This is a genomic window from Magnetovibrio sp. (assembly GCF_036568125.1).
In the GTDB taxonomy this organism is placed as follows: domain Bacteria; phylum Pseudomonadota; class Alphaproteobacteria; order Rhodospirillales; family Magnetovibrionaceae; genus Magnetovibrio.
This window is the reverse complement of record NZ_DATCTF010000006.1, coordinates 1-20,357: the sequence shown is the minus strand read 5'-3', so window position 1 is coordinate 20,357 and position 20,357 is coordinate 1. Positions and strand designations below refer to the sequence as shown.

At 55.9% G+C, this 20,357-nt stretch carries 14 protein-coding genes and 1 pseudogene; 9 read left to right on the top strand and 6 right to left on the bottom strand.

Features of this window, described 5'->3' with window-relative positions:
* The first annotated feature begins 5 nt into the window (after positions 1-5).
* From VIN96_RS02305 to VIN96_RS02295, 3 genes are read left to right on the top strand one after another with little or no spacing between them, the layout of a single operon-like run.
* Entirely contained in the window at positions 6-1,019 is a 1,014-nt protein-coding gene (locus VIN96_RS02305; RefSeq protein ID WP_331893813.1) for a GNAT family N-acetyltransferase, read from the top strand.
* 24 nt (positions 1,020-1,043) lie between these two features.
* The gene (locus VIN96_RS02300; RefSeq protein WP_331893812.1) at positions 1,044-1,724 is read left to right on the top strand and encodes a class I SAM-dependent methyltransferase; all 681 of its coding nucleotides are present in this window, start codon (positions 1,044-1,046) and stop codon (positions 1,722-1,724) included.
* Between the two features lie 3 nt (positions 1,725-1,727).
* Entirely contained in the window at positions 1,728-3,014 is a 1,287-nt protein-coding gene (locus VIN96_RS02295) for a DUF4910 domain-containing protein (protein WP_331893811.1), read from the top strand.
* A gap of 11 nt (positions 3,015-3,025) precedes the next feature.
* Here the strand turns inward: VIN96_RS02295 and VIN96_RS02290 are convergent, their stop codons facing one another.
* From VIN96_RS02290 to VIN96_RS02275, 4 genes are all read right to left on the bottom strand, one after another.
* Positions 3,026-5,026, bottom strand: coding sequence for a hypothetical protein (locus tag VIN96_RS02290; protein WP_331893810.1), 2,001 nt, complete (start codon positions 5,024-5,026; stop codon positions 3,026-3,028).
* Positions 5,027-5,209: 183 nt separating this feature from the next.
* Entirely contained in the window at positions 5,210-6,367 is a 1,158-nt protein-coding gene (locus VIN96_RS02285; RefSeq protein ID WP_331893809.1) for a flagellin, read from the bottom strand.
* A gap of 166 nt (positions 6,368-6,533) precedes the next feature.
* Positions 6,534-8,480 carry a motility associated factor glycosyltransferase family protein gene (locus tag VIN96_RS02280; protein WP_331893808.1) on the bottom strand — a complete coding sequence of 649 codons (1,947 nt, stop codon included), beginning with the start codon at positions 8,478-8,480 and terminating at the stop codon, positions 6,534-6,536.
* Between the two features lie 6 nt (positions 8,481-8,486).
* Complete coding sequence (locus tag VIN96_RS02275) at positions 8,487-10,418, bottom strand: tetratricopeptide repeat protein (RefSeq protein ID WP_331893807.1); 1,932 nt, start codon at positions 10,416-10,418, stop codon at positions 8,487-8,489.
* Between the two features lie 313 nt (positions 10,419-10,731).
* Between VIN96_RS02275 and VIN96_RS02270 the strand changes: the two genes are divergently transcribed.
* The 4 genes from VIN96_RS02270 to VIN96_RS02255 all read left to right on the top strand — a co-directional run bounded on the left by VIN96_RS02270 (position 10,732) and on the right by VIN96_RS02255 (position 15,787).
* Positions 10,732-12,492, top strand: coding sequence for a flagellar hook-length control protein FliK (locus VIN96_RS02270; RefSeq protein ID WP_331893806.1), 1,761 nt, complete (start codon positions 10,732-10,734; stop codon positions 12,490-12,492).
* Between the two features lie 11 nt (positions 12,493-12,503).
* Entirely contained in the window at positions 12,504-13,193 is a 690-nt protein-coding gene (locus VIN96_RS02265; protein ID WP_331893805.1) for a flagellar hook assembly protein FlgD, read from the top strand.
* 73 nt (positions 13,194-13,266) lie between these two features.
* The gene (locus tag VIN96_RS02260) at positions 13,267-15,345 is read left to right on the top strand and encodes a flagellar hook-basal body complex protein (protein ID WP_331893804.1); all 2,079 of its coding nucleotides are present in this window, start codon (positions 13,267-13,269) and stop codon (positions 15,343-15,345) included.
* Positions 15,346-15,511: 166 nt separating this feature from the next.
* Positions 15,512-15,787, top strand: coding sequence for a DUF1153 domain-containing protein (locus tag VIN96_RS02255; protein ID WP_331893803.1), 276 nt, complete (start codon positions 15,512-15,514; stop codon positions 15,785-15,787).
* Between the two features lie 24 nt (positions 15,788-15,811).
* On the opposite strand, the gene VIN96_RS02250 is transcribed toward VIN96_RS02255, so the two are convergent.
* On the bottom strand, positions 15,812-17,590 hold the full coding sequence (locus VIN96_RS02250) for a tetratricopeptide repeat protein (protein WP_331893802.1): 1,779 nt from the start codon (positions 17,588-17,590) through the stop codon (positions 15,812-15,814).
* Positions 17,591-17,769: 179 nt separating this feature from the next.
* Entirely contained in the window at positions 17,770-18,219 is a 450-nt protein-coding gene (locus VIN96_RS02245) for a hypothetical protein (RefSeq protein WP_331893801.1), read from the bottom strand.
* 322 nt (positions 18,220-18,541) lie between these two features.
* Here VIN96_RS02245 and fliF point away from each other — a divergent pair, with 322 nt between their 5' ends.
* Together fliF and VIN96_RS02235 are read left to right on the top strand one after the other, a co-directional pair.
* Positions 18,542-20,200, top strand: a complete 1,659-nt coding sequence (gene fliF / locus VIN96_RS02240; RefSeq protein ID WP_331893800.1) for a flagellar basal-body MS-ring/collar protein FliF — start codon at positions 18,542-18,544, stop codon at positions 20,198-20,200.
* 18 nt (positions 20,201-20,218) lie between these two features.
* Positions 20,219-20,357: pseudogene (locus VIN96_RS02235) on the top strand (flagellar motor switch protein FliG); the annotation flags it as partial.

Genomic DNA, 20,357 nt, shown 5'->3' with positions numbered 1-20,357 from the left:
CACGTATGGATAAGGAGTTTTACGTCGAGGGCCTGATGGACCTCACCCCGTACCGCTTGGTACGCGGTGAACTGGATGAGCGCTGGGATCGATTTGCCGCGACCTCACCGCAAGGATCTATTTTTTCCCGCACCGCTTTTCTCTCAGCACTCGATGAACACCTGGCGCTCTGGTATTGCCTTAAGAACGAAGAGACGGTTGGCGCCGTAGTGCTGCACGAAAGCGCCGATGGCCGCCATGGCCTGCGCCCGCCCGGCGTGATCTACAATGGCATCATGTTCGCCGAACCCCGCGCACAACAAGGCCCTGCCCAAGTGCTGTCGGAACAGTTCCGCATCATATCCGCCATGGTCCGCGACCTAACCAAAACCTATAAGCGTCTCGATCTATTTTGCGCGCCGGGCTTCACCGATATACGGCCGTTCTTGTGGCATAACTACGCCGGCGACGGTCTACATTTCAGCACCCAGGTACGATACACCAGCCTCCTCGACATTCACGATGCGAACGCGCCATTGGGCGCCAACCCGGTTTACGAGCGCGCCAACAAATCGCGCCGCCAAGAAATTCGTTACGCCATCAAACACGGTGTAGAGGTCGATGACAGCTTGGATATCGACCGCTTTGAAAACCTCTACCGCAAAACTTTTGAGCGCCAAAACCAAGTCGTCGACGAACCTGACCTGGCGCGCCTGTCGGCACTTATCCAATCGCTCGCGAACGCCGACATGGCGCGCATGTTCGTCGCCCGATTAGCCGACGGCACGGTGGGCAACATCGCGGTGTTCGGAATCGACGGTGCGCGCGCGTATTATCTCTACGGCGCCAACGCCGCCGAAGGACGCGACAATCACGGCGGAACCTATGTGCTGTGGCGCGCTTTTCAGATGCTCAATGAAGCTGGCGTGAACGAGGTTGATCTGGAGGGCGTCAACAGTCCCAAACGCGGTTATTTCAAATTAAGTTTCGGTGGCGCATTGTGCCCGTACTACAATCTCACCTACCCCGCAACCTCTTGACCTGACTGCACGGAACCGCGCGACATGAGCTTCAACGAACGATGGGAAAAGGATATCTATGCCGAGGGCTTGCAGCTCAATCACTATCCTCACCACACCGTGGTTTCCCATGTCATGCGCTTTGGCGCAGGAAGCCCGGACAAGTCCCTGATCAAGGTGCTCGACATCGGATGCGGCGCCGGCAACAACTTGGTGTTCATCGCCAGCGCGGGGTTCCAGGCGTTTGGCATCGACGGTTCGGCCAGTGCGGTGGCATTCGCCAAACGACGCCTCGAACGCGAACATTTGAGCGCCGACGCCCGGGTTGGTGACTTCGCCAACTTACCGTGGCCCGATAACTTTTTCGATCTGGTCATCGACCGCTGCGCACTGAGCCACAATCGCCGCGCCACCATCGAAGCGACCCTTGATGAAATCAAGCGCACCTTGAAGCCTTGTGGCGAGCTGTACTCCGAGCTGTGGAGCGACGCGCATTTCGAAAAAAACTACGGCACCCCCCTTGGCGATGGGTCTTGCGAAGTCTTTAGCGAAGGCACCTTCAAGCCCATCGGTACGACCTTCTTCGCCAGCCTCCGAGACATCGACGACTTGTTCGCCAGCCGCTTCACCATCACGACCAAAAACCACATGACGTGCGAGCATATGATCGAACAGCGCACCTCGGCGTCGTGGGCCGTGACATGCCGCAAGCCGGTGGAGGACTGAGCCATGACCTCATCTCGTGGCGACGACATGTACGCATGGATCCGCGACCTCATGCCGCTCAACCGATCCATCACCGGAGATGGCGTGCGTCAAACCTTGAGATATCTTCAAGACCGCCTACCAGATCTCGAGATTTACGAAGTCCCGTCCGGAACGCCCGCGTTCGATTGGGTCGTGCCCGATGAATGGAACGTGCGCGAGGCTTATCTCGAAGACGAAACCGGGCACCGCTTTGCCGACTTTTCCCGCCACAATCTTCACCTGGTGGGATATTCGGAACCGGTCGATCAATGGCTGACGTTGGAAGAGTTGCAACCGCATCTCTATTCCTTGGCGGACAAGCCCGACGCGATTCCCTATGTCACCAGCTACTATCAGCGCGGCTGGGGATTTTGCCTGTCCCATGCTGAGCGACAAAAGATGAAGCCGGGCCGGTATCGTGCCTACATTGACGCGACCCTCAAACCGGGCCATCTCACCTACGGCGACGTGGTGATTGCCGGCGAAAGCAATCGTGAAGTTCTGCTATCGACCTATATGTGTCACCCGTCCATGGCCAACAATGAATTGTCCGGCCCGGCGGTGGTGACGGCGCTGGGACGTTGGCTGCAAGAGGCGGATCGAAAATTCACCTATCGACTGGTGTTCGTTCCTGAGACCATCGGCTCCATCACCTATTTGAGCCGCAACCTGGAAATCATGAAAACCAACACCGTGGCAGGATTTCAAGTCACATGCGTCGGCGACGACCGCGCCTATTCCTACTTGGAATCGCGCCTTGGCAACACCTATGCGGACCGTATTTTGCGCCACGTCCTCCATCACCATGCCGGCGCGTACGACAGTTATGATTTCACCAATCGCGGCAGCGACGAACGCCAGTATTGCAGCCCCGGCGTGGACCTGCCGGTGGCGACATTTTGCCGATCTAAGTTTGGGACCTATCCCGAATACCACACCTCACTCGACGATTTAAGCGTGGTGTCCGCCGAGGGCCTTCAAGGAGCATTCGACGTCTTGAAACAATGCATCGAAGCCATCGAGGTCAACGCCCGTTATCAGGCTACGATTCCGTGCGAACCGCGCTTTGGCAAACATGGACTGTATCCGAACGTAGATACCGTTGGTTCCGGCATCGACATTCGCCCGCTGCGCGATCTCTATGCCTATTCCGACGGCGATCATGATGTTTTGGACATTGCCGAGCGCATGGGCCGGCCGATCAGCGACTATTTTGCGGTGCTCAACAGTCTGTTGAACGTTGGCCTGATCAAGCCTTGTGTTGGATGAGAGTTTTGGACTTACGCCACGTTTGACGTGCCCGACAACGCCGTCATCGCAAACATGTATTCGTTGCGTCCCGGCATCGGCAAATAAGGCCCCAATTTGGCGGTATCATCGATTTCACGAGCGGATAGCGCAACCCGACAAAAGAACAAATCGTCGACCGCCTTACACGTGACCAACGCAGGCATCGCCGCGACATCCCTGGGGCATTCCAGAAGGACTTGGTTCGTGGCATCGCCGATAATCAGACGCCCTTGCGTCATCCCCGTCGCTGCGCGCGCCGACACCAAAAACGATGGCGCGCGCATGTGGTCGATATCTTGTTCTGCAAGCGAATAGCGTTCCATGTCCGGGCCGCCGTTGTGAACCGCATAAAACAGACTGGAGCGGTCAAAACAAGCCGGGTTGAGGGTTATGTTGGCGAACCGCACCGAACCTTGAACGCCTTCGATCCAATCGACGCGGTATCGCACCTCCACCCTGGGCTCATGGGCAAAGAACCTGACACGCTTAAACAAGGGGCCGGCCAAGGTCGATACATGCGCCTCGACATCAATGAAACGATTGTCGGGATCTAGGAAAATCGTCGGCTCGACCTTTTCCAAATCGGTCACCTGCGGGCGGCCGATAATTTGTGCAATCAGGTGGCCTGAGTAGAAATCCGCACCCCAATTGATGTCGAAGAAATATCCATGTGGCAGCGTGCGCAAAAAACTTTGCTCGTTGCCTGCCACCCAAAATCCTTCGATGGCAAGACCGCGCATCAAACGCAGCCGTAGCGTTCCGCTTGGCGCGCAGACGGTCAAATAGCGCCTGTCTTGCTCTAGGCGGAAAACCGACTGGTCATTTTTACGCACACGCAAGACATCTTCAGTGCGTTTGAATACGGCGCTGCGTTCACCGAAGGCGCCAAAATCCGCCAACTCGGAAATGTAGTCACGCCAACGTGTTTCGGTGATGTGGGTACGATAATCGCTGCTCCACAGCCGACACAAATTCCGCCACTGCTGGTCCGTGGTGTTTTCATCGCTGCTCAATCGATTAAAGGCTCGCCAACACGCGGTGTTGGCCCACACGTCGTCTCGACCCGTCGCGGCCCATCGTAAGATATTGTATTTCGGTTGCTTTTTGACTGGAATCGGGTCGTCAGGACTTTCCAGAGACAGAAGGTTCCCTTCAAGGCCCTGGTTTTTAAGGGACAGAACTACGCTGGGATGGACGAATTCAAAATGACCGGTGGCCGACATTTGGTCGAGCAAGTCGCGCATGCGATGCCATTCGTTTTCGGTTTCGATGGCCGGCTCGGTGGCGAAGCGTCCCGGACGGTAATCGAAAATTTCGGCATCGTTTCCGTAAAGAGGAAATGCGATCACGGCATCGTCGCGATCGACCATCAGGTATTCGAACATATCTTCGATATCGATTTCGCCGTGGACATAGCGCTGAAAGCGCTGAAACGGGATCGAGTCCACCCAAATCAACGGGATGCTCTGCCCGTTCACACCCAACGCACGTTGCGGATAGTATCGCCAGCTTGACGACCATTCCTTACTGTGTTGGCTGTGTGGATTTGCCCAGTCCATGATGATGGCCTTATAGCCCGCATCAAGATACGTCTGCACGAGACTGGGGGAAAATGCCTGTTCGTTGATCAGCCCCAAAGCAGGTTCGACGCCGAGCAATTCTTTATAGACCGCGTTACCCGCACGTAAATTCTGAACGTTCACTTCGTGCGGCACCAATGGGCCGATTAATTGCGCGTAACCGCTGCCGACGAATTCGCACTTTCCTTTCTGTACCAACCGCTTCAATTCCTCAATCCACAGGGGATCGATCTCGCTGATATGTTCCAACGTCAAGCCGGTGGCCTCGACGGCTAAGGGATAGCCGTCCTTGATCAGTTGCAGCAAAGGCCAGTAACAACGTTCCAGGACAACCGGGCGATCGTTTTCCTCGATCGAGGAAAACGACATGTTGAGATGAAAAATAGAATACGTTTTGATGTTCTTATTCATACTTTTCCAGCCACAGCGCAGCTTTAAACATTCACCCGCTATTATCTTGGAACAACTCGCACATCCACTTTATGGACTTTATCGAATGCCTTGAAGTCTGGTTACAAAAAAACCCCGCTGAAAAACCAGCGGGGTTTCATTGTGAAGTTGAATTCAGACCTAAGTCTATTCAAAACTGTCCGATTAACGGAACAGACCCAAGACGGACTGTTCGGCCTGACCAGCGAACGACAGAGATTGGATACCCAATTGCTGGCGAGTCTGGAGAGCCAGAAGGTTCGCACCTTCTTCGTTGATATCGGCCAAGGTCAGCTTGGAACCACCTTCTTCAAGCGTGTTCACATAGGACTGCGTGAAGTCGAGGCGGGTCTGCAGCAAAGCAACGTTGGAACCAAGGCTGGAAGTCTTGGAACGCAGCGTCGTCAGAGCGTCGTTCAACTTGGTGATCTGCGTATCGACACTGGTGCTGTTGCTTGCGGCAACATACTGTTTCGCAGTAACAGCCGCAATCGCCACACCCGCCGAAGCATCGGCCAAATCAACCGTCAAGGTTGTGCCGCTAAGGGTGTTCACCGTGTTGCTGGTGGCGATGGTCAAGGTATAAGTCGTACCGTTCACCAACGAGATACTGGCCGAACCCGCAGTCAATGCACCGATCGACAACGAAACGGTGCCGTAGGTGAAGGTCTGCGCCGAAGACGCCGTGGTAAGTGTAACGTCGCTACCGACATAGGTGATGGACACAGTGTCGCCGTTCGACAACGTGCTGGCGGCGGAAACGGCATCGTAGCTGAAGTTGAGCGTGTTGGCCGCAGTGCTGATCGCGGTCACATCGGTAACATTCAAACCGGAGGAGGTTACGTCAACCGAAGAGATGCTCAACTTGGAGGTGGTGATGTCGGAGAATTCTGTCGACAACGTTTGGCCGGTACCATTGATCAGGTTGGTGCCCTGATATGTGGCGTCAGCCGTCAGCAGATCGATTTGAGCGCGAAGATCGTTGAACTGGGTGATCAGATCGGTGAACTGAGTGCCCGTCGCGGATTTCAAGCTCTGCGCGACACCTTTGAGCTGGCGAACGATGCTTTCAACGGCGTTCAAACCATCGATAGCCGCGGTAACCGTGCTCACGCCCTGATCGATACCGTCTTTCTTTTCGGTAAAGTCAAACGCGCGGTCAGTGAGCGTCTTTGCTTGGAAGAAGGCAACCGGATCATCGATAGCACTCGCAACTTTCAAGCCGGTCGAAAGACGGCCCTGGGTGCGGTCGATAAGATTGGTGGTGCCTTGGAGAGAGAGAAGGCTGCCACGTACGGCAGCAGAGAGTGTGACGTCAGCCATAACGAAAATCCTCTATTCTAGAGTAAGTTTTGCAAAAGCAGGTTTCTATCCTGCTGCCCACACCGCAACATTCTGCTGAACTGTGAACCTTGTCATTTTAGCCAAGCACCCGCGCACATACAAGCAAAAAAAGTGCTGCGAATTTCACTGAACACACAAGAACTTATCAGTCCCAAGACTCTCTATTTAGCAATCTTCCGGTGTTTTGTAGCGCAGAAATCTCAACATCCACCTCATCACGCATCGATTCGATTCCGCGACAATATGCGTCTCGCAAGAACCCGATCAGATCGGCTTTTTTGTCGTATTGTTCTATGCGGTCGATGAAATACTCCCCCACCACCAAAAGCAGATACGTCGAACCGCGCACGGTCAATGCTGCGGAATTGTCGAACGCCAACGGCCGAACAACCTTCATCAGTTCTCCGATATATCTTTTTGTACTCAGATCCGAATTATCCAAGATGCTCGCAATCATTTGATCGCAAATCTCGCGCACATCCTGGATGATTTTTCCGTCTTGCCAGTGCTTTTCGAAATCTTGTTTCGTATAGACCGGAAACCGGCTCATCATACGCTCGACAAAAACTGGTTTCGGCTCAGAGGGTTCCGGTAAATCGACGAACTCGGGCAACAACGGCACCGTTCCTTCAATATAGGCGCCATCACTACAGTTGTAATACGTGTGCCCAATCGACGAATTCGTTATCGAGACCTCAAGGGTGTCGCGAGACCATTCGTAAATATGCGCCGCCTTCACGGAGCCGCCAAAGTTCCCACGCATTGTTCGGTCCCATGGATTGATGGGCGATTCATGCTTTACCCCTTTTTCCATGTACACCGTATTTGCGGAGTGATGTTGAGTCTCATCGACAAAGCCGAGATCCATGCCAAAAAAGTAATATTGGCGAAACCCGCTATCTTGGGCAAAACTGGTTCCGGTGTTGCCAACACTTGGACCGGGAAACCTAAGGCAGTTCAACAAATTACCTGAAAAAACCGGGAATGAACTGAGCATGTGGCGAAAATAGTACACACGCTTGGCAAAAACCTCTTTCACCCCAGGAACAAGCGTCGTTGAGCCGACCAGGCAAACATCGGATATATCAAACTCCTGAGCAACGAACTCTGGAATTTCAATTTGCACCTTGCCGCGTTCCAACTCGGCATGAAAATCCGGCTTAATGCCAGCCCGCATCAGCGGCAGCAGCGCCGTACCACACGAAATAATAACAGCCCGGTTCTGATTGGCCTTGATCACCTCAATCGAACCATCGAGGGAAGGCCCCGAACCGACGATGAACACCGGAAATTCCAGCTGATCCAAATGAGCGAGAAACACCTTCTCTTCGCCGCTTTTAAGGTTGTTATAAGTGTTGGCGACCATGTTCAGTTCATCTTCGAAGAAACCTAGGCCGGAAAACAACATCTCGCCTTGGGTAGCCAAGAATTTTTCAACGGCATAAAAAGCCGGGTTTTCATAGTGCGTGTAAACGGTCAGGCCGTCGAAACTGGCGCGGCCATACTGGGTGTATATGCGCCGAATATCATAAATCAGTCCGCTGGATTTACCGTCCGTAAGGATGTGGACGTTGCCACCATCTTCGAGAACTTTACCAATCACCCTCTTCCAATCGAGACAGAACAGTGACTGATACAGGAATTCCATGTTCGGCTCGATGAGCACCAAGTTCCGCGGCTTAACATCTGCAAGCAGCGGCTCAATATGCTGGCCCAACCCAACTCCCTGCACCACAAGGTGAAATGCATTGCGGGTGGTTCTTTGTTCGTTGAAGGTGACTGCATTGTCTTCGGCAAATTGCTTTAAGTCGTTGAGCAGTCGCGTGCCCTCAGAATCCATATTCGCCACTGAATCATACGTCAGCGTGATCACGCCGGGGCTATTCCAATACTGCTCGATCTGCTGCTCTACATGCTTCTGGGCCCCCTTGCCGTAAAGCTTCATACCCTGAAAAAGCACATCCGGTTCACCGTCCTCGTCAAAAACCAACTTCGACAGGGCTTCATGATTGGACAACCGTTCAGCGAGGGCTGGATTGATGATCTTGAAAAAATCAAGATTTCTTTCGAAAAGTTCGTCGGCGGCCGCCATGATTGATCACCTTTTTTGAATTTTCGTGAAAAACATCTCGGCCAATTTGCCTTGAAAATCTAGGGCGAAACTATCCACGTTCATCAGCGCGGATTGCGCGCATTGTGGGCGCAGTGCATTGCGGAGACCGGCCAGTTCACCATGATTTGAGGCCAGCGACTTGGCGACGGTCAAAAAGGCATCGTCGTCTTCACAGGCCCAAGACGGTATTCCGGCGGCGCGTAAAACGGCGCCGCTATACGTCACATATGAAATTTCGTCATCCGGCCTGGTGAGGCAAGGAACACCCATCCACAGCGCCTTGATAATCGAATCGATCTTTTCGGTTTTGGCCGCGAGAAAAATATCCACGTGATCGAAAAAACCACCCAGGCGCTCGTCTTCATCTGGCGTATAGAGCTCAATGCGCTCGAGCAAGCCCACCGGCTCAAAAATTTCATTGAGCCGCGCCAAGCCGATTTCAGATATTCGCGCCCCGATGTGAAGACGAAGCTTGGCGTTGTCGACCTCGGTCAACAACCGAACCCATAAGGCCCCGTCCCGATCGGACAAAGCGCGAAAATCAAGGTAAGCGCCAAACGTGACATACCCCTTGCTCTGTACGGGCGGCGGCGATGGATCACCGTATCCACGCACTGGCTTTCGCGCAAACACGGGACCATTGAGGCGTAAATTTGCCTGCTGTGCTCTTAAAAACCGCGCCTGAGCGGAATCAGTGCTGCCGTCCGTGACGACGAAATTGATGCCCGGCAGACCGCCGCCGTGTAAAGGCGCCAACCAACTGAGGCGCAATCCGCATGGTTGATGGGCGACGAAGGCAAGCCTTTGATTTTGCCCAGCACCGCACATATCAATCAGGATGTCGATTTGGTCACGTTGCATGATGAGCGCCAACGTCTTGTCGTTGACATCGTAAACGGGGCGAGAGCTGTCGGCCCAATTCTTGATGGCCTGCGTGACGCCATCGTGATTGATGTTTTGGATATAGACGTGCCCCTCGAGCAAGTTCTTGTCGAACCGTTCCAAGAGGTGGCTCAACACCGAGCCTTCAAAGCAGTCGTAACATTTGTCGGAAAGGAAGCCGATGCGGATTTTGCCATCGGATGATGGCGTATAAGGGAAATACGGTTCTTCGTTCGTCAATCCAGCCTGTGTGAGGGTCTCCCATACGGCCCCACGCACCTGTTCGGCTTTGGGCATCAACGACAACAGGTAAAAAGCTCTAACGCCGACTTTAAGATCACCTGGCGCCCCCTGTAGAGCTTTTTCAATGTAATCCCGCGCTTGTTCGAAAAACCCCAAGTGGCTCAACGCATCAGCCAAACTCAAACAATAGTCGACATTATTGGGCTTGAGCTGCAAGACGCGTTGGAGAACAGGAACGGCATACCCATAATCGCCCATTTCGATCAACGTTCGGGCATAAAGATCCAACGCAGGAACATAGGAAGAATCCATTTTCAGCTCGAGTTCGCATTCAGAAATAACCTTTTCGAACTCACGCTGATCGAAAGCGACCAATGCCGTCACATAGTGACTATGGATCAGTTCATGCTCGGCTGTTTCGACAAAATTCTTCAAATCCGGCGGCAAGATACCCGCCATTTGCGGATGAGAGGCCAGCACCACACCGAGTTTGGCGAAATAGAGCGCATCGTTCAGTCTATCGGATTTGGTATAGAGGCTAGACAACGCCTGAGCGTATTCACGCACATCGGGGTCCAGTTCATGGGCCTTTTCGATCATACTGATCGCATCGCCAACATAGCCCGATAGGTACGTCAGAACCCCAAGGATAAAGTATCCTTCGCTCTGCTCAGGGTGCTTGCTTATGAAATCTTGTGTGACTGCAATCGGATCATCCGATACTTCGCCAGACAGAACCTTCAATAAGGCCACCAAGTCTTCTTGATGCGATTGCGTTTGGATTTGAGACATCGTCACCACAGTGAGAGAAAAAGAAGAACGCCATGTGCGCGCACGACAAAGAGTAACGTCGAAGCCTTAAATCTCAATGAAATTTTTTACGCCTCCCCGGTGGTCATTACGGCATAGCGACAAGCGTGCCCGGCTAGGCATTATCTTCCCCCCTACGCAGGCAAAAAAAGCCGCAAGTGCCGCCAACGACCGAGAGAGAGAGATCTCTGCTAATAATTTTTACTTTATTTTCATTGCATTACATGAACAACCCACCCTGGCACAGCCCTTGCTTTGATATCAGCGGATGAAAGCAACACAAGGGTTAGGTCCAATGGACGTTTCTGCAGCAAAAACCAAAGCCATCGTTGACGCCGCTGCTGGCTCGAAGCCGAAAAGCACCGCTGAACAGCTGATGGGCGATTTTTCCGCCGCTGTCGCCGAGCGGATGAAAATGTCCGGACAAGGTGTCGCCGAACACCGCAAGGCGAACCTGGCCGAAACCATGAGCGCCAACCAGGCCGCAAAGCCTGAGCCCAAGGCCGACGCGCAGCCCGCCGAAGTGGCGCCGCGCGATGACCGCAAGCCGCGCGAACGCGCCGAGGCCCCTGAACCCAACCGCGATGACACGGCCCGCCCAGTCGAAGTGAAGAACGACGCGCCGCGCGACACCCAACAACAAGATGCACCGCGTAACGAAACAGCGCAAAACGATCGCAACGACGATGGCGCCAGCCAGCAAAAGGCTTCGTCCGACAGCGATCAGACGCAAACCGACAAAGTTCCGGAGCAACAAGCCCAATCCGGCGATAACGAAGAAGCCGTCGACACCGGCGAGGCTGTCGCACAAACCGCAACCGAACAAACTGCACCCGGCCACGGCGAACAAGTTGTCGCTGCCGTCGTCGATATGATCGGCAAGACCGACACGACCGCTGTCGCTACCTCGCAACAAGATGGCGGGGCAAAAACTCAACAATCCGCAAACACCCAACAGCTCGCAACTGGCCCGACCAAACCTGGGGACGAGGTTGGCGATGTCGACCTTGCGGCACAAAACGCACAGAAAAAAGCCACCGCCAACACCGGGCAGCAACAGTCCCAAGCCAATACGGGGCAAAAGTCCGACGGTACCCACACCTTGAATTCCGACGCCGCGCTGAAACAGCAGCAGGCCGCCGATATCGCCGCCAAGGTCGGCCCGGACCAGAAATTGAACGTCAACGTCACGGTGACCAAGCAATCCGAGCAGCTGGTCAGCCAGCCGACGGCCAATCTGAGTGCGCAAGCCGCCATAGCCGATGATGCCAACACCACGTCGCAAACCACACCCCAGGCCGCAACGCGCGCAGCAGCGCCGGGTCCGCAAACCGCGCCGAGCCACAACCTCGGCAATCAAACGGGGCAGCAGCCGGGCGGCGACGCCCAGCAGCAGGCGCAACAGCAGTTGCAAATGGCCCAGGTCGAAGCTACCAAAACGGTTTCCGCAACCGACAACAAGGCCCAGGCCGCACAAAACGCGAGCACACACGCCGCCAACGCCACCGTCAAAATTGGCGGCACCGAAGGCATGAGCAACGCCCCCGGCTTGACGCAAACGGCACCTACGCAGCTCAACCACCAAGCCGCCATGCCGCAAAAAGCCGCAGCCAATCCACATGCCCAGCATCGTGCTGCCGTGACCGAGCAGGTCAATGTGCAAATCACCAAGGCCATCGCCGACGGCCTGGACAAAATCAGCATTCAGTTGCGCCCCGCCCACTTGGGCCGCATCGACGTGCAGCTTGAAATGGCGTCCGACGGCCGCGTCACTGCGGTGGTCACCGCCGACAACAAGGACACCCTGGACTTGCTCAAACAAGATTCCCGCGAACTGGAACGCGCCATGCGCGAAGCCGGCCTGAACATGGGATCGGGCGACGTTAGCTACAACCTGCGTGAAAACGGCGGGCAAGCTCAGGACGGCCAGGAAACGGCCGGTCGCGGTCTGGGTTCGGGTCCGTTGACCAACGAACCGACCCTCGACGAATTGTTGGAGGCCAACACGAGCCGTCCCAACATCATCAGTGAAGACCGTGTCGACATCACGGCGTAAAGGACAGAGCGATGTTTGACAGTATCAGCGATACCACCGCCATCGATACATCGACCAAGGCGGGTCAGGATCAGAAAAAGCTTAAAGACGACCTCAATCAGTTCCTCAAGCTGTTGGTGTCTCAATTGCAAAACCAAGATCCGCTCGACCCGATGGATGCCAGTGAGTTCACCAATCAGTTGGTGCAATTCTCATCCGTCGAGCAACAGATTCAGGCGAACGCCAACCTGGAAAAAATGATCACCGCGCAGCAAAACACCCAGGCTGCGTCGATGGTCAACTATCTCGATAAGGTGGTCGAAGCCAAGGGCGACGAATTCTACATGCTCAACAGCCAGGCCGTGGCGACCTACACCCTGCCCGCCGGCGTCGAAACAAATATCCTCACCGTTCAAGATGCATCGGGCAAGACCATGTTCACCGTCAAAGGCGAAACCGACCCCGGCTTGCACCGCATCGGCTGGGACGGCAGCAAGAACGACGGCACCACCGCACCGGACGGCGCCTACACCTTGGTGGTCAGCGCCAAGGATGCCGACGGCAACTTGCTCCCGGTTCAACAGACCGTATTCGGATACGTCACCTCGACCGGCGTCAAGGACGGCAACGTCACCGTCACCATGGGTGACGTCGAAACCGACATGACCAACATCATTTCCGTGGAACAGCCCATCATCGCTTCTGCGCCGGCGGCTCCCTAAGGAACGCTACGCAACGGCGCACGGCAGATACGACAGATACCGACCATCGTCGGATGAAAGATAGGAGAGTAAAATGAGCTTGTATGGTGCATTGTTTTCCGGTGTTTCCGGACTTACCGCTCAGTCGAGCGCCATGGGCGCCATCTCTGACAACATCACCAACGTCAGTACGATTGGCTATAAGGGAACCACGGTCAACTTTCAGACCTTGGTGACCAAGCAAACCTCTTCGACGTTTTATTCCGCAGGTGGTGTGCAATCCAAACCGCGCCAACAGACCGATGTGCAGGGTTTGCTGCAGGCTTCGACTTCGCAGACCGATATCGCGGTTTCCGGCGGCGGTTTCTTCGTCGTCAACCAAGCCAGCAATCCGGGCGTTTCCGACCCCTATCTGTTCACCCGCGCGGGTTCGTTCATTCAGGACGACGAAGGCTATTTGAAGAACGTCCAGGGTTACTACCTGCAAGGTTGGCCGACCGATGCCGCAGGCGTGGTCAAGCCTGCCAACAGCTCGCTGACCATCACCAACCAAAACATCATCTCCACCGACTACGTGGAAAGCATCAACCTCAACCGCGTTGGCGGCACGGCAGCGGCGACCTCAAACGTTGCCATCGGCGCGAACTTGCCGGCGTCGGGCACCGACAGCGAAGCGGGTGACACACATAAAACCGACGTTGAATTCTTCGACTCGCTCGGTACCGCCAACAACATGTCGGTTGTCTATACCAAAAGCACCGTACCCAACCAGTGGGACGTATCCATCGCCCCGCCGCCGGGCACCAGCGTCGCAACGCTGTACGACGGCGCAAGCACACCTTTGGTTTACGAGAGCAACGGTTTGTTGGAATTCACCGCCATTCCGTCGGCGACCAGCACGCTGACCATCAACAGCACGACCTACACCTTCACCACCGGCGCCACGGCCGGCGTCAACATCTCCACCGCTGCCGGTCGCACCTTGACCCAAGTGGTGGCCGATTTGGTCGCTCGCGTCGAAGCCAACGACCCGACCTTCGCCGTGCCGACCGCCGCACTGAGCAGCCGCATCAAGGTTAAAGACGGCGTTACCACTGCGGTTGAGTTCCGCGAAAACGGCGTGGGCAACATCACTGTGAACCCGGCCTCCCTGCTCAGTTCCACCGGCGCCGCGGTGACCAAGCAGACCAGCAGCTTCACGGTCCAGCAGCAAGACAACACCTATAGCGACTTCACCTTGTTCAAGTTCCCCTCCGTCCCCGCGAACGGCACCTCCATCGTTATTCGCGGCACGACCTACACGTTCCAATCGGGTGAAGCTGCGGACGCAACCGGCGCCAATACCATCGTTTCAACGGCTGGTGGCACCGTGGCGAGCATGCTCGCTGACTTGGAAGCCGCGATCGAAGGGCAGGACACGACCCTTGCCGTTACCGGCAATCGCGTACGGACCTTGGCCGTGGGCGGTGCTACGGTCGATACCCTCTATCTCGAAACCGTGAACAACGTCACCAACACCGTGGACACCACGGCGCTGGGCATCACATTGACCGATGGCGACGGCACCGCACACGGCACGACAACGTCCGTTTCCACCACCAAGGGCATGATTTTCGATGCCGGTGGCGTGCCGTCCGCATTCAACGCCGTTTCCTTGGAAATCCTCGGTTATGCCAACGGCGCGCAGAACATGAGCAATGCTGCCGGTGAAGGCAGCCGCGTGACGCTTGACTTCGGCACCGTGGGTGAGTCCAACGGCATGGTCCAGTTCGGCGCACAGTTCGTGCCCGACTTCATCACCCAGAACGGCTCCAAATTCGGTACCTTCGCGGGTGTGACCATCGGCCAGGACGGCTTGGTCACCGCGCTGTTCGACAACGGTGAAACGCGCAAAATTTTCCAGATCCCCATGGCCACCTTCGTCAACCCCAACCAGTTGGAAAACAAATCCGGTAACGTGTGGTCTGCCACTCAGGCATCTGGCGATTATACGCTTCGCGTCGCCGACAGCGGCCCTGCCGGACAGGTGGTGCAGTCGGCGCTGGAAGCCTCGACCGTCGATATCGGCGCCGAATTCACCAACATGATCGTCGTGCAGCGCGCTTATTCGGCCTCGACCAAGATCATCACCACCGCCGACCAGATGCTCGAAGAGCTGATGCGCACCAAGTAATTTTCAGTTTGCTCTCTGGCGGGGCAGAAAGCCCCGTTTTCAAGCACGCACAGCGAAAGAGGCCCTTTGGGGCCTCTTTTGTTTTGTCCTTTTGCCGCCCCAATTAGGCATTCTTTAAGATCGCCTTGCTATCACTAAGGGGCAAGAGACAAAGACTGCAAGAGTAATGACCGACAACACACACTTCGCCCCAGGCGCCCCCAACGATACCAGCGATCTGACCTTGGACGATCTGCCCCCGGCGGACACCAAGAGATGGGTTACCGCGCGCAAGGCAACCGTGGTCAATGCCGTGCGATCGGGCTTAATTTCCTTGGAAGACGCTTGTCGGCGCTATGCCCTTTCGGTGGAAGAGTTCGTCACCTGGCAAAGCTTACTGGATCAACACGGTATCGCCGCGCTGCGCGTCACCCGCGCCAACCAGTTTCGCAAATCGCGTTAACCACGCGCTTCCCTCGATAATGCATCAAGTTCGCTCTGCCCATTGACGCAGATCGCGCTCGACCCGTTCCAGTACGCTGATCCAATCGCGCCGTTTCGGCTGGCGGTAAAGCGTCATCGTCGGATACCACGGGCTGTCCGTGCGTTCGATCTGCCAACGCCAATCCGGCGCGTGGGGTAACAGCACCCACACAGGTTTCGCCAAGGCGCCTGCGACGTGCGCGACCGAGGTATCGACGGTGATCACCAAATCCAACTGCGACACCAATGCCGCCGTGTCGGCGTAATCTTTGATGTCGTAGGTCAAATCGATGATCGGCCAGCTTGCCTGTTGCAATTGCTCGGCGCTCGGCCCGATCTGTAAATTAACGAAAGTGCAGCCCTTTACGTCAGACAAAGGCGACAAGGTCTGCAACGCGATCGAGCGTTCACGGTCGTTGGTGTGATGCGGACTTCCGGCCCACACCAGCCCGACCTTGAGGCCCGTGGAATCATGCAGGCGCGTACGCCACGCCGCCGCCTCGTCATCAGCCACGCCCAAATAAGGAACCTCGGCGGGGATGAGGTCGGCCTCCGGCGACAATAATCCCGGCAGCGACAGAAACGGACATTGCACCTCGAACGGTGGCAGATCTTCACCACGCGCGATGACGCGCTCGATCCCGGCAACGGTTTCGAACAGGCGTTTGAGGCTTTTGGGGCATTCCACGATCACCCGGCCGCCGCGTGCGTGGACCAAGGGCGCGTAGCGTACAAATTGCAAAGCATCGCCCAAGCCTTGTTCGACGTACAACAAAATGGTCTTGCCATCTAAAGCTTCGCCCATCCACAACGGTTGGGGAAAGTTGCGGCGCTCGGACGGAAATTCCTTGGCCAGCCAACGCCATTCATAATGTTGCCAGCCGGTTTTGAATTCACCGCACAACAGCATCAACACCGCCAGGTTATGATGCCCTTCGGGATGCGCGGGATCGATCGTCAACACCCGTTCGAACGCCGCGCGGGCTTCGTCCACGCGCCCTTGCGCCTGAAGGATATCGCCGAGATTGTTGAGCACCTCGACCGTATCCGGATGATGCTTGAGAACGCCTCGGCACAGATCCTCCGCCTCTTCCAGATTGCCCTGCCAACGGTGCAGAACGGCTAAGTTGTTGAGCGCCTTGACCGATGCCGGGTTGAGCCGCAACACCTGTTCATAAGCTACAAAGGCCTCATCGACCTTGGCGCCCAGGCGCAACACCAAGCCCAAATTCGTCCACGACTGTTCAGACGAAGGTGCGATGCGCACGGCTTCACGCAACAGCATTTCGGCGGCTTCGGTTTGACCCATCGTTTTGAGCACCAGGGCCTTGTTGTTCAAGGCGTCCAAGTTTTCCGGCTCGCGCGCCAGCACTGCGTCAAAAGCTTCCAACGCCAAGGTATTTTGCCCCTGCGTCGCCAAAGCGTTACCGAGGTTAAGGTGGGCCAGGATCTGATCGGGGTCGGCCTGCAACGCGGCCCGATAGGCATTTGCGGCCTCTTCGAGCCGGCCGTGCTGTTCCAAGATGACGCCAAGATTGAGATACGCCTGGGGATGGGACGGATGCGCAAGCATCGCCTTGTCCAGATAGGCCAGTGCCCGACTGACATCGCCATCGCGCCAAGCCGTCGCACCAGCCATGTTCAGCGCATCGACGTGATTGGAACTGTGCGCCAAAATACGGTCATAAACTTCCAAGGCGGCTTGGTTTCGCCCCTCTTGGTAGAGCTTCAGTCCTTGGGACAGCAAAGCCTGCATCTCAGAAGAAGACATATTGACGCTCATCGGGCCCTCTTTATCACGCGCATGAATCGCCGTTCATGGTACATGATTAACGTCACCGTCATAGAAAAACCGAGACACAGGCCCTTACGTTAAATATGGAAGGCGTCTCAGACATGCAGACGCAACTACGCACGCACCATTGTATGGCGCGCGCTCAAAACCTTGACTGGCGACTTACGTTATACGTCCACTGAAGTCGACGTTGTTGGGACCGGACCTTGTCCAGCCGTTGAAGTCGCTCCAACCGAACCCGTGGAGACCGTGGAGACGGCCACGCCGGCAGCAGAACTGCCCACCGCTTGCGTCGTCGTACCTGGTGCGCCTTGCACTTCGGCCGTCGTCGTAGTTTGGCTGGGTGCGGCTTCACCGTTGGATGCACCACGTTTGTAGGCGCTCACGGCTTTTTCAGAAGGATACTGGTTGAGAACTTCCCCCGTGGCGCCATCCCGATATTGCAGCACGTAGACGCCACTTTCGGGATCGACAACGCCCTTCGGCGAGGTGACATAGTTGGAGACGTCAGGGCTCGAACCCTGGCGCACTGCAGACTGCGCACCTGTATCGGATGTCGCTTTTTGACCGGATGAAGCCAACCGTCTCGGTTGGGAAATGGCGCCCTCCGGCGCCACATTAACTGATAAATCGCTCATAGCGTTCACCATTTGCTTTCTGCCTAAACGTGAGAATTCTATCTCACAATAGATGACCCTACCGAAATTTAGCTAAAATTGCAAGCAATGATTAATTAACTATAACCCCAACCAACCCAGAGGCATGCCGAGTAGGCAATTTTTGCCGCCCTGTTAATAACTTATTCACCATCAAGCCACTAGCTTAGACGGTGGAGAAACGGGTTGGCGCATTGCCCAGCAAGGGCATGAAGAATACCGCACCCCGGGGGCCCAGAAGGGCTACCAACAGGACTTTGGCAACTGGTAGAGGGGTTCCTCCGTGGACACACTCGTGCAGACACTGCGCAATCTCGGCACGGCACGGCTCGCGATCATGGGCGTGGTGTTCTTCGGCATGATCGGCTTGTTCATTTACTTGGCCACCCGCATCACGTCGCCGCAGATGGCATTGCTTTACGGCAATTTGGAAACCCAGGATTCCACCGCCATCGTCGCCCAATTGCAGGCCCAGAACGTTCCCTTCGAAATGCGCGCCGGTGGCACTCAGATTTTCGTTCCCGACGGCCAAGCCGCTCAATTGCGCCTTGCCATGGCCAATCAGGGACTGCCGTCATCGGGCTCAGTCGGTTATGAGCTGTTCGACAAGCAAGGTTCGCTCGGCTCCACCAATTTCCAGCAAAACATCAATAAAGTCCGTGCTTTGGAAGGTGAGCTCGCCCGCACCATTCAGACCATCAACAACGTGCGTTCGACCCGTGTCCATCTGGTATTGCCCCAACGCCAACTGTTCCAACGCCAACAAACCCAACCGACCGCCTCGATCTTTTTGAAGATGCGCGGCGCGATGCGCTTGGATACCAACCAAGTGATGGCCATTCAGCATCTGGTGGCCGCCGCCGTCCCAGGTCTGTTGCCGCGCTCGATCTCGATCATTGATGACAAGGGCGAACTCCTGGCGCGCGGTTTCGAAGGCGATCCTGCGACCAACCCGGCCCTGGTTTCCCAGCAGGCCGATGAGCGTCGCCGTGCATTTGAAGCCCGTCTGCAAAACGTAGTCGAAAAGCTGCTCGAAAAATCGGTCGGCTTCGGCAAGGTTCGCGCCGAAATCACCGCCGACATGGATTTCGACCGCATCACCACCAACGAAGAGATCTTCGATCCCGACGGCCAAGTGGTGCGCTCCACCAACTCGATCGAACAAAGCACCTCGCAACGCGACCAGGAACCGTTGCCTGTATCCGTTAACGCCAACCTGCCCGACGGTGCAGGTGCCGGCGGCGATCAGGCGACCCGCAACGCATCCGACAATCGTACCGAAGAAGTCGTCAACTTCGAAATTTCCAAGCGTGTCGTCAATCAAGTTCGCGATACAGGCATCGTCAACCGCCTGTCCGTCGCCGTGCTGGTCGATGGCGCCTACGAGTTGGACGCAAACGATGACCGCGCCTACCGGGCGCGTACCCCGGAAGAGATGGAGATGCTCGTGTCGCTGGTAAAGGGTGCGATCGGCTTTGATCAAGCCCGCGGTGACGTGGTCGAAGTCATCAACATGCGCTTCGCCGACACCGAACTGCCACCGCCGCCGAAACTGGACCTGTTCTTCGGCATGGAGAAACAGGACTTCCTGCAAGTCGCGGAAATGCTGGTGATTTTGATCCTCGCCATCTTGGTGATCTTGCTGGTGGTGCGCCCCCTGATCAGCCGCGCGTTCGAAGCCCTGCCCGGCGCCATGAACTCGATGGCCGAAAGCGGTCGCATGATCGCCGACCAAGCCCAACTTGCCGCCGGTGCCTTGGCCGCACCGCCGGCTCCGGATGGCTCGATGGCGGAAGAGGATATGTTTGAAGAACTCATCGACATCGACCGTGTCGAAGGCCGTGTGAAGGCGTCCAGCGTGAAGAAAGTTGGCGAAATCGTCGAGAAACACCCAGATGAAGCCCTGTCGATCGTTCGCAACTGGCTTTATCAGGAAAGTTGAGGTAGCCCTTAAAAGCTCATGGCCCGCGTAAAAGACGATTACCGATCCCTCACCGGCCCGCAAAAAGCGGCGATCTTCATGCTGTCGTTGGGTGAAGAGCAGTCGACGGCGCTGTTTGAGATGATGGACGACGAAGAGATCCGCGAACTGTCGCAGA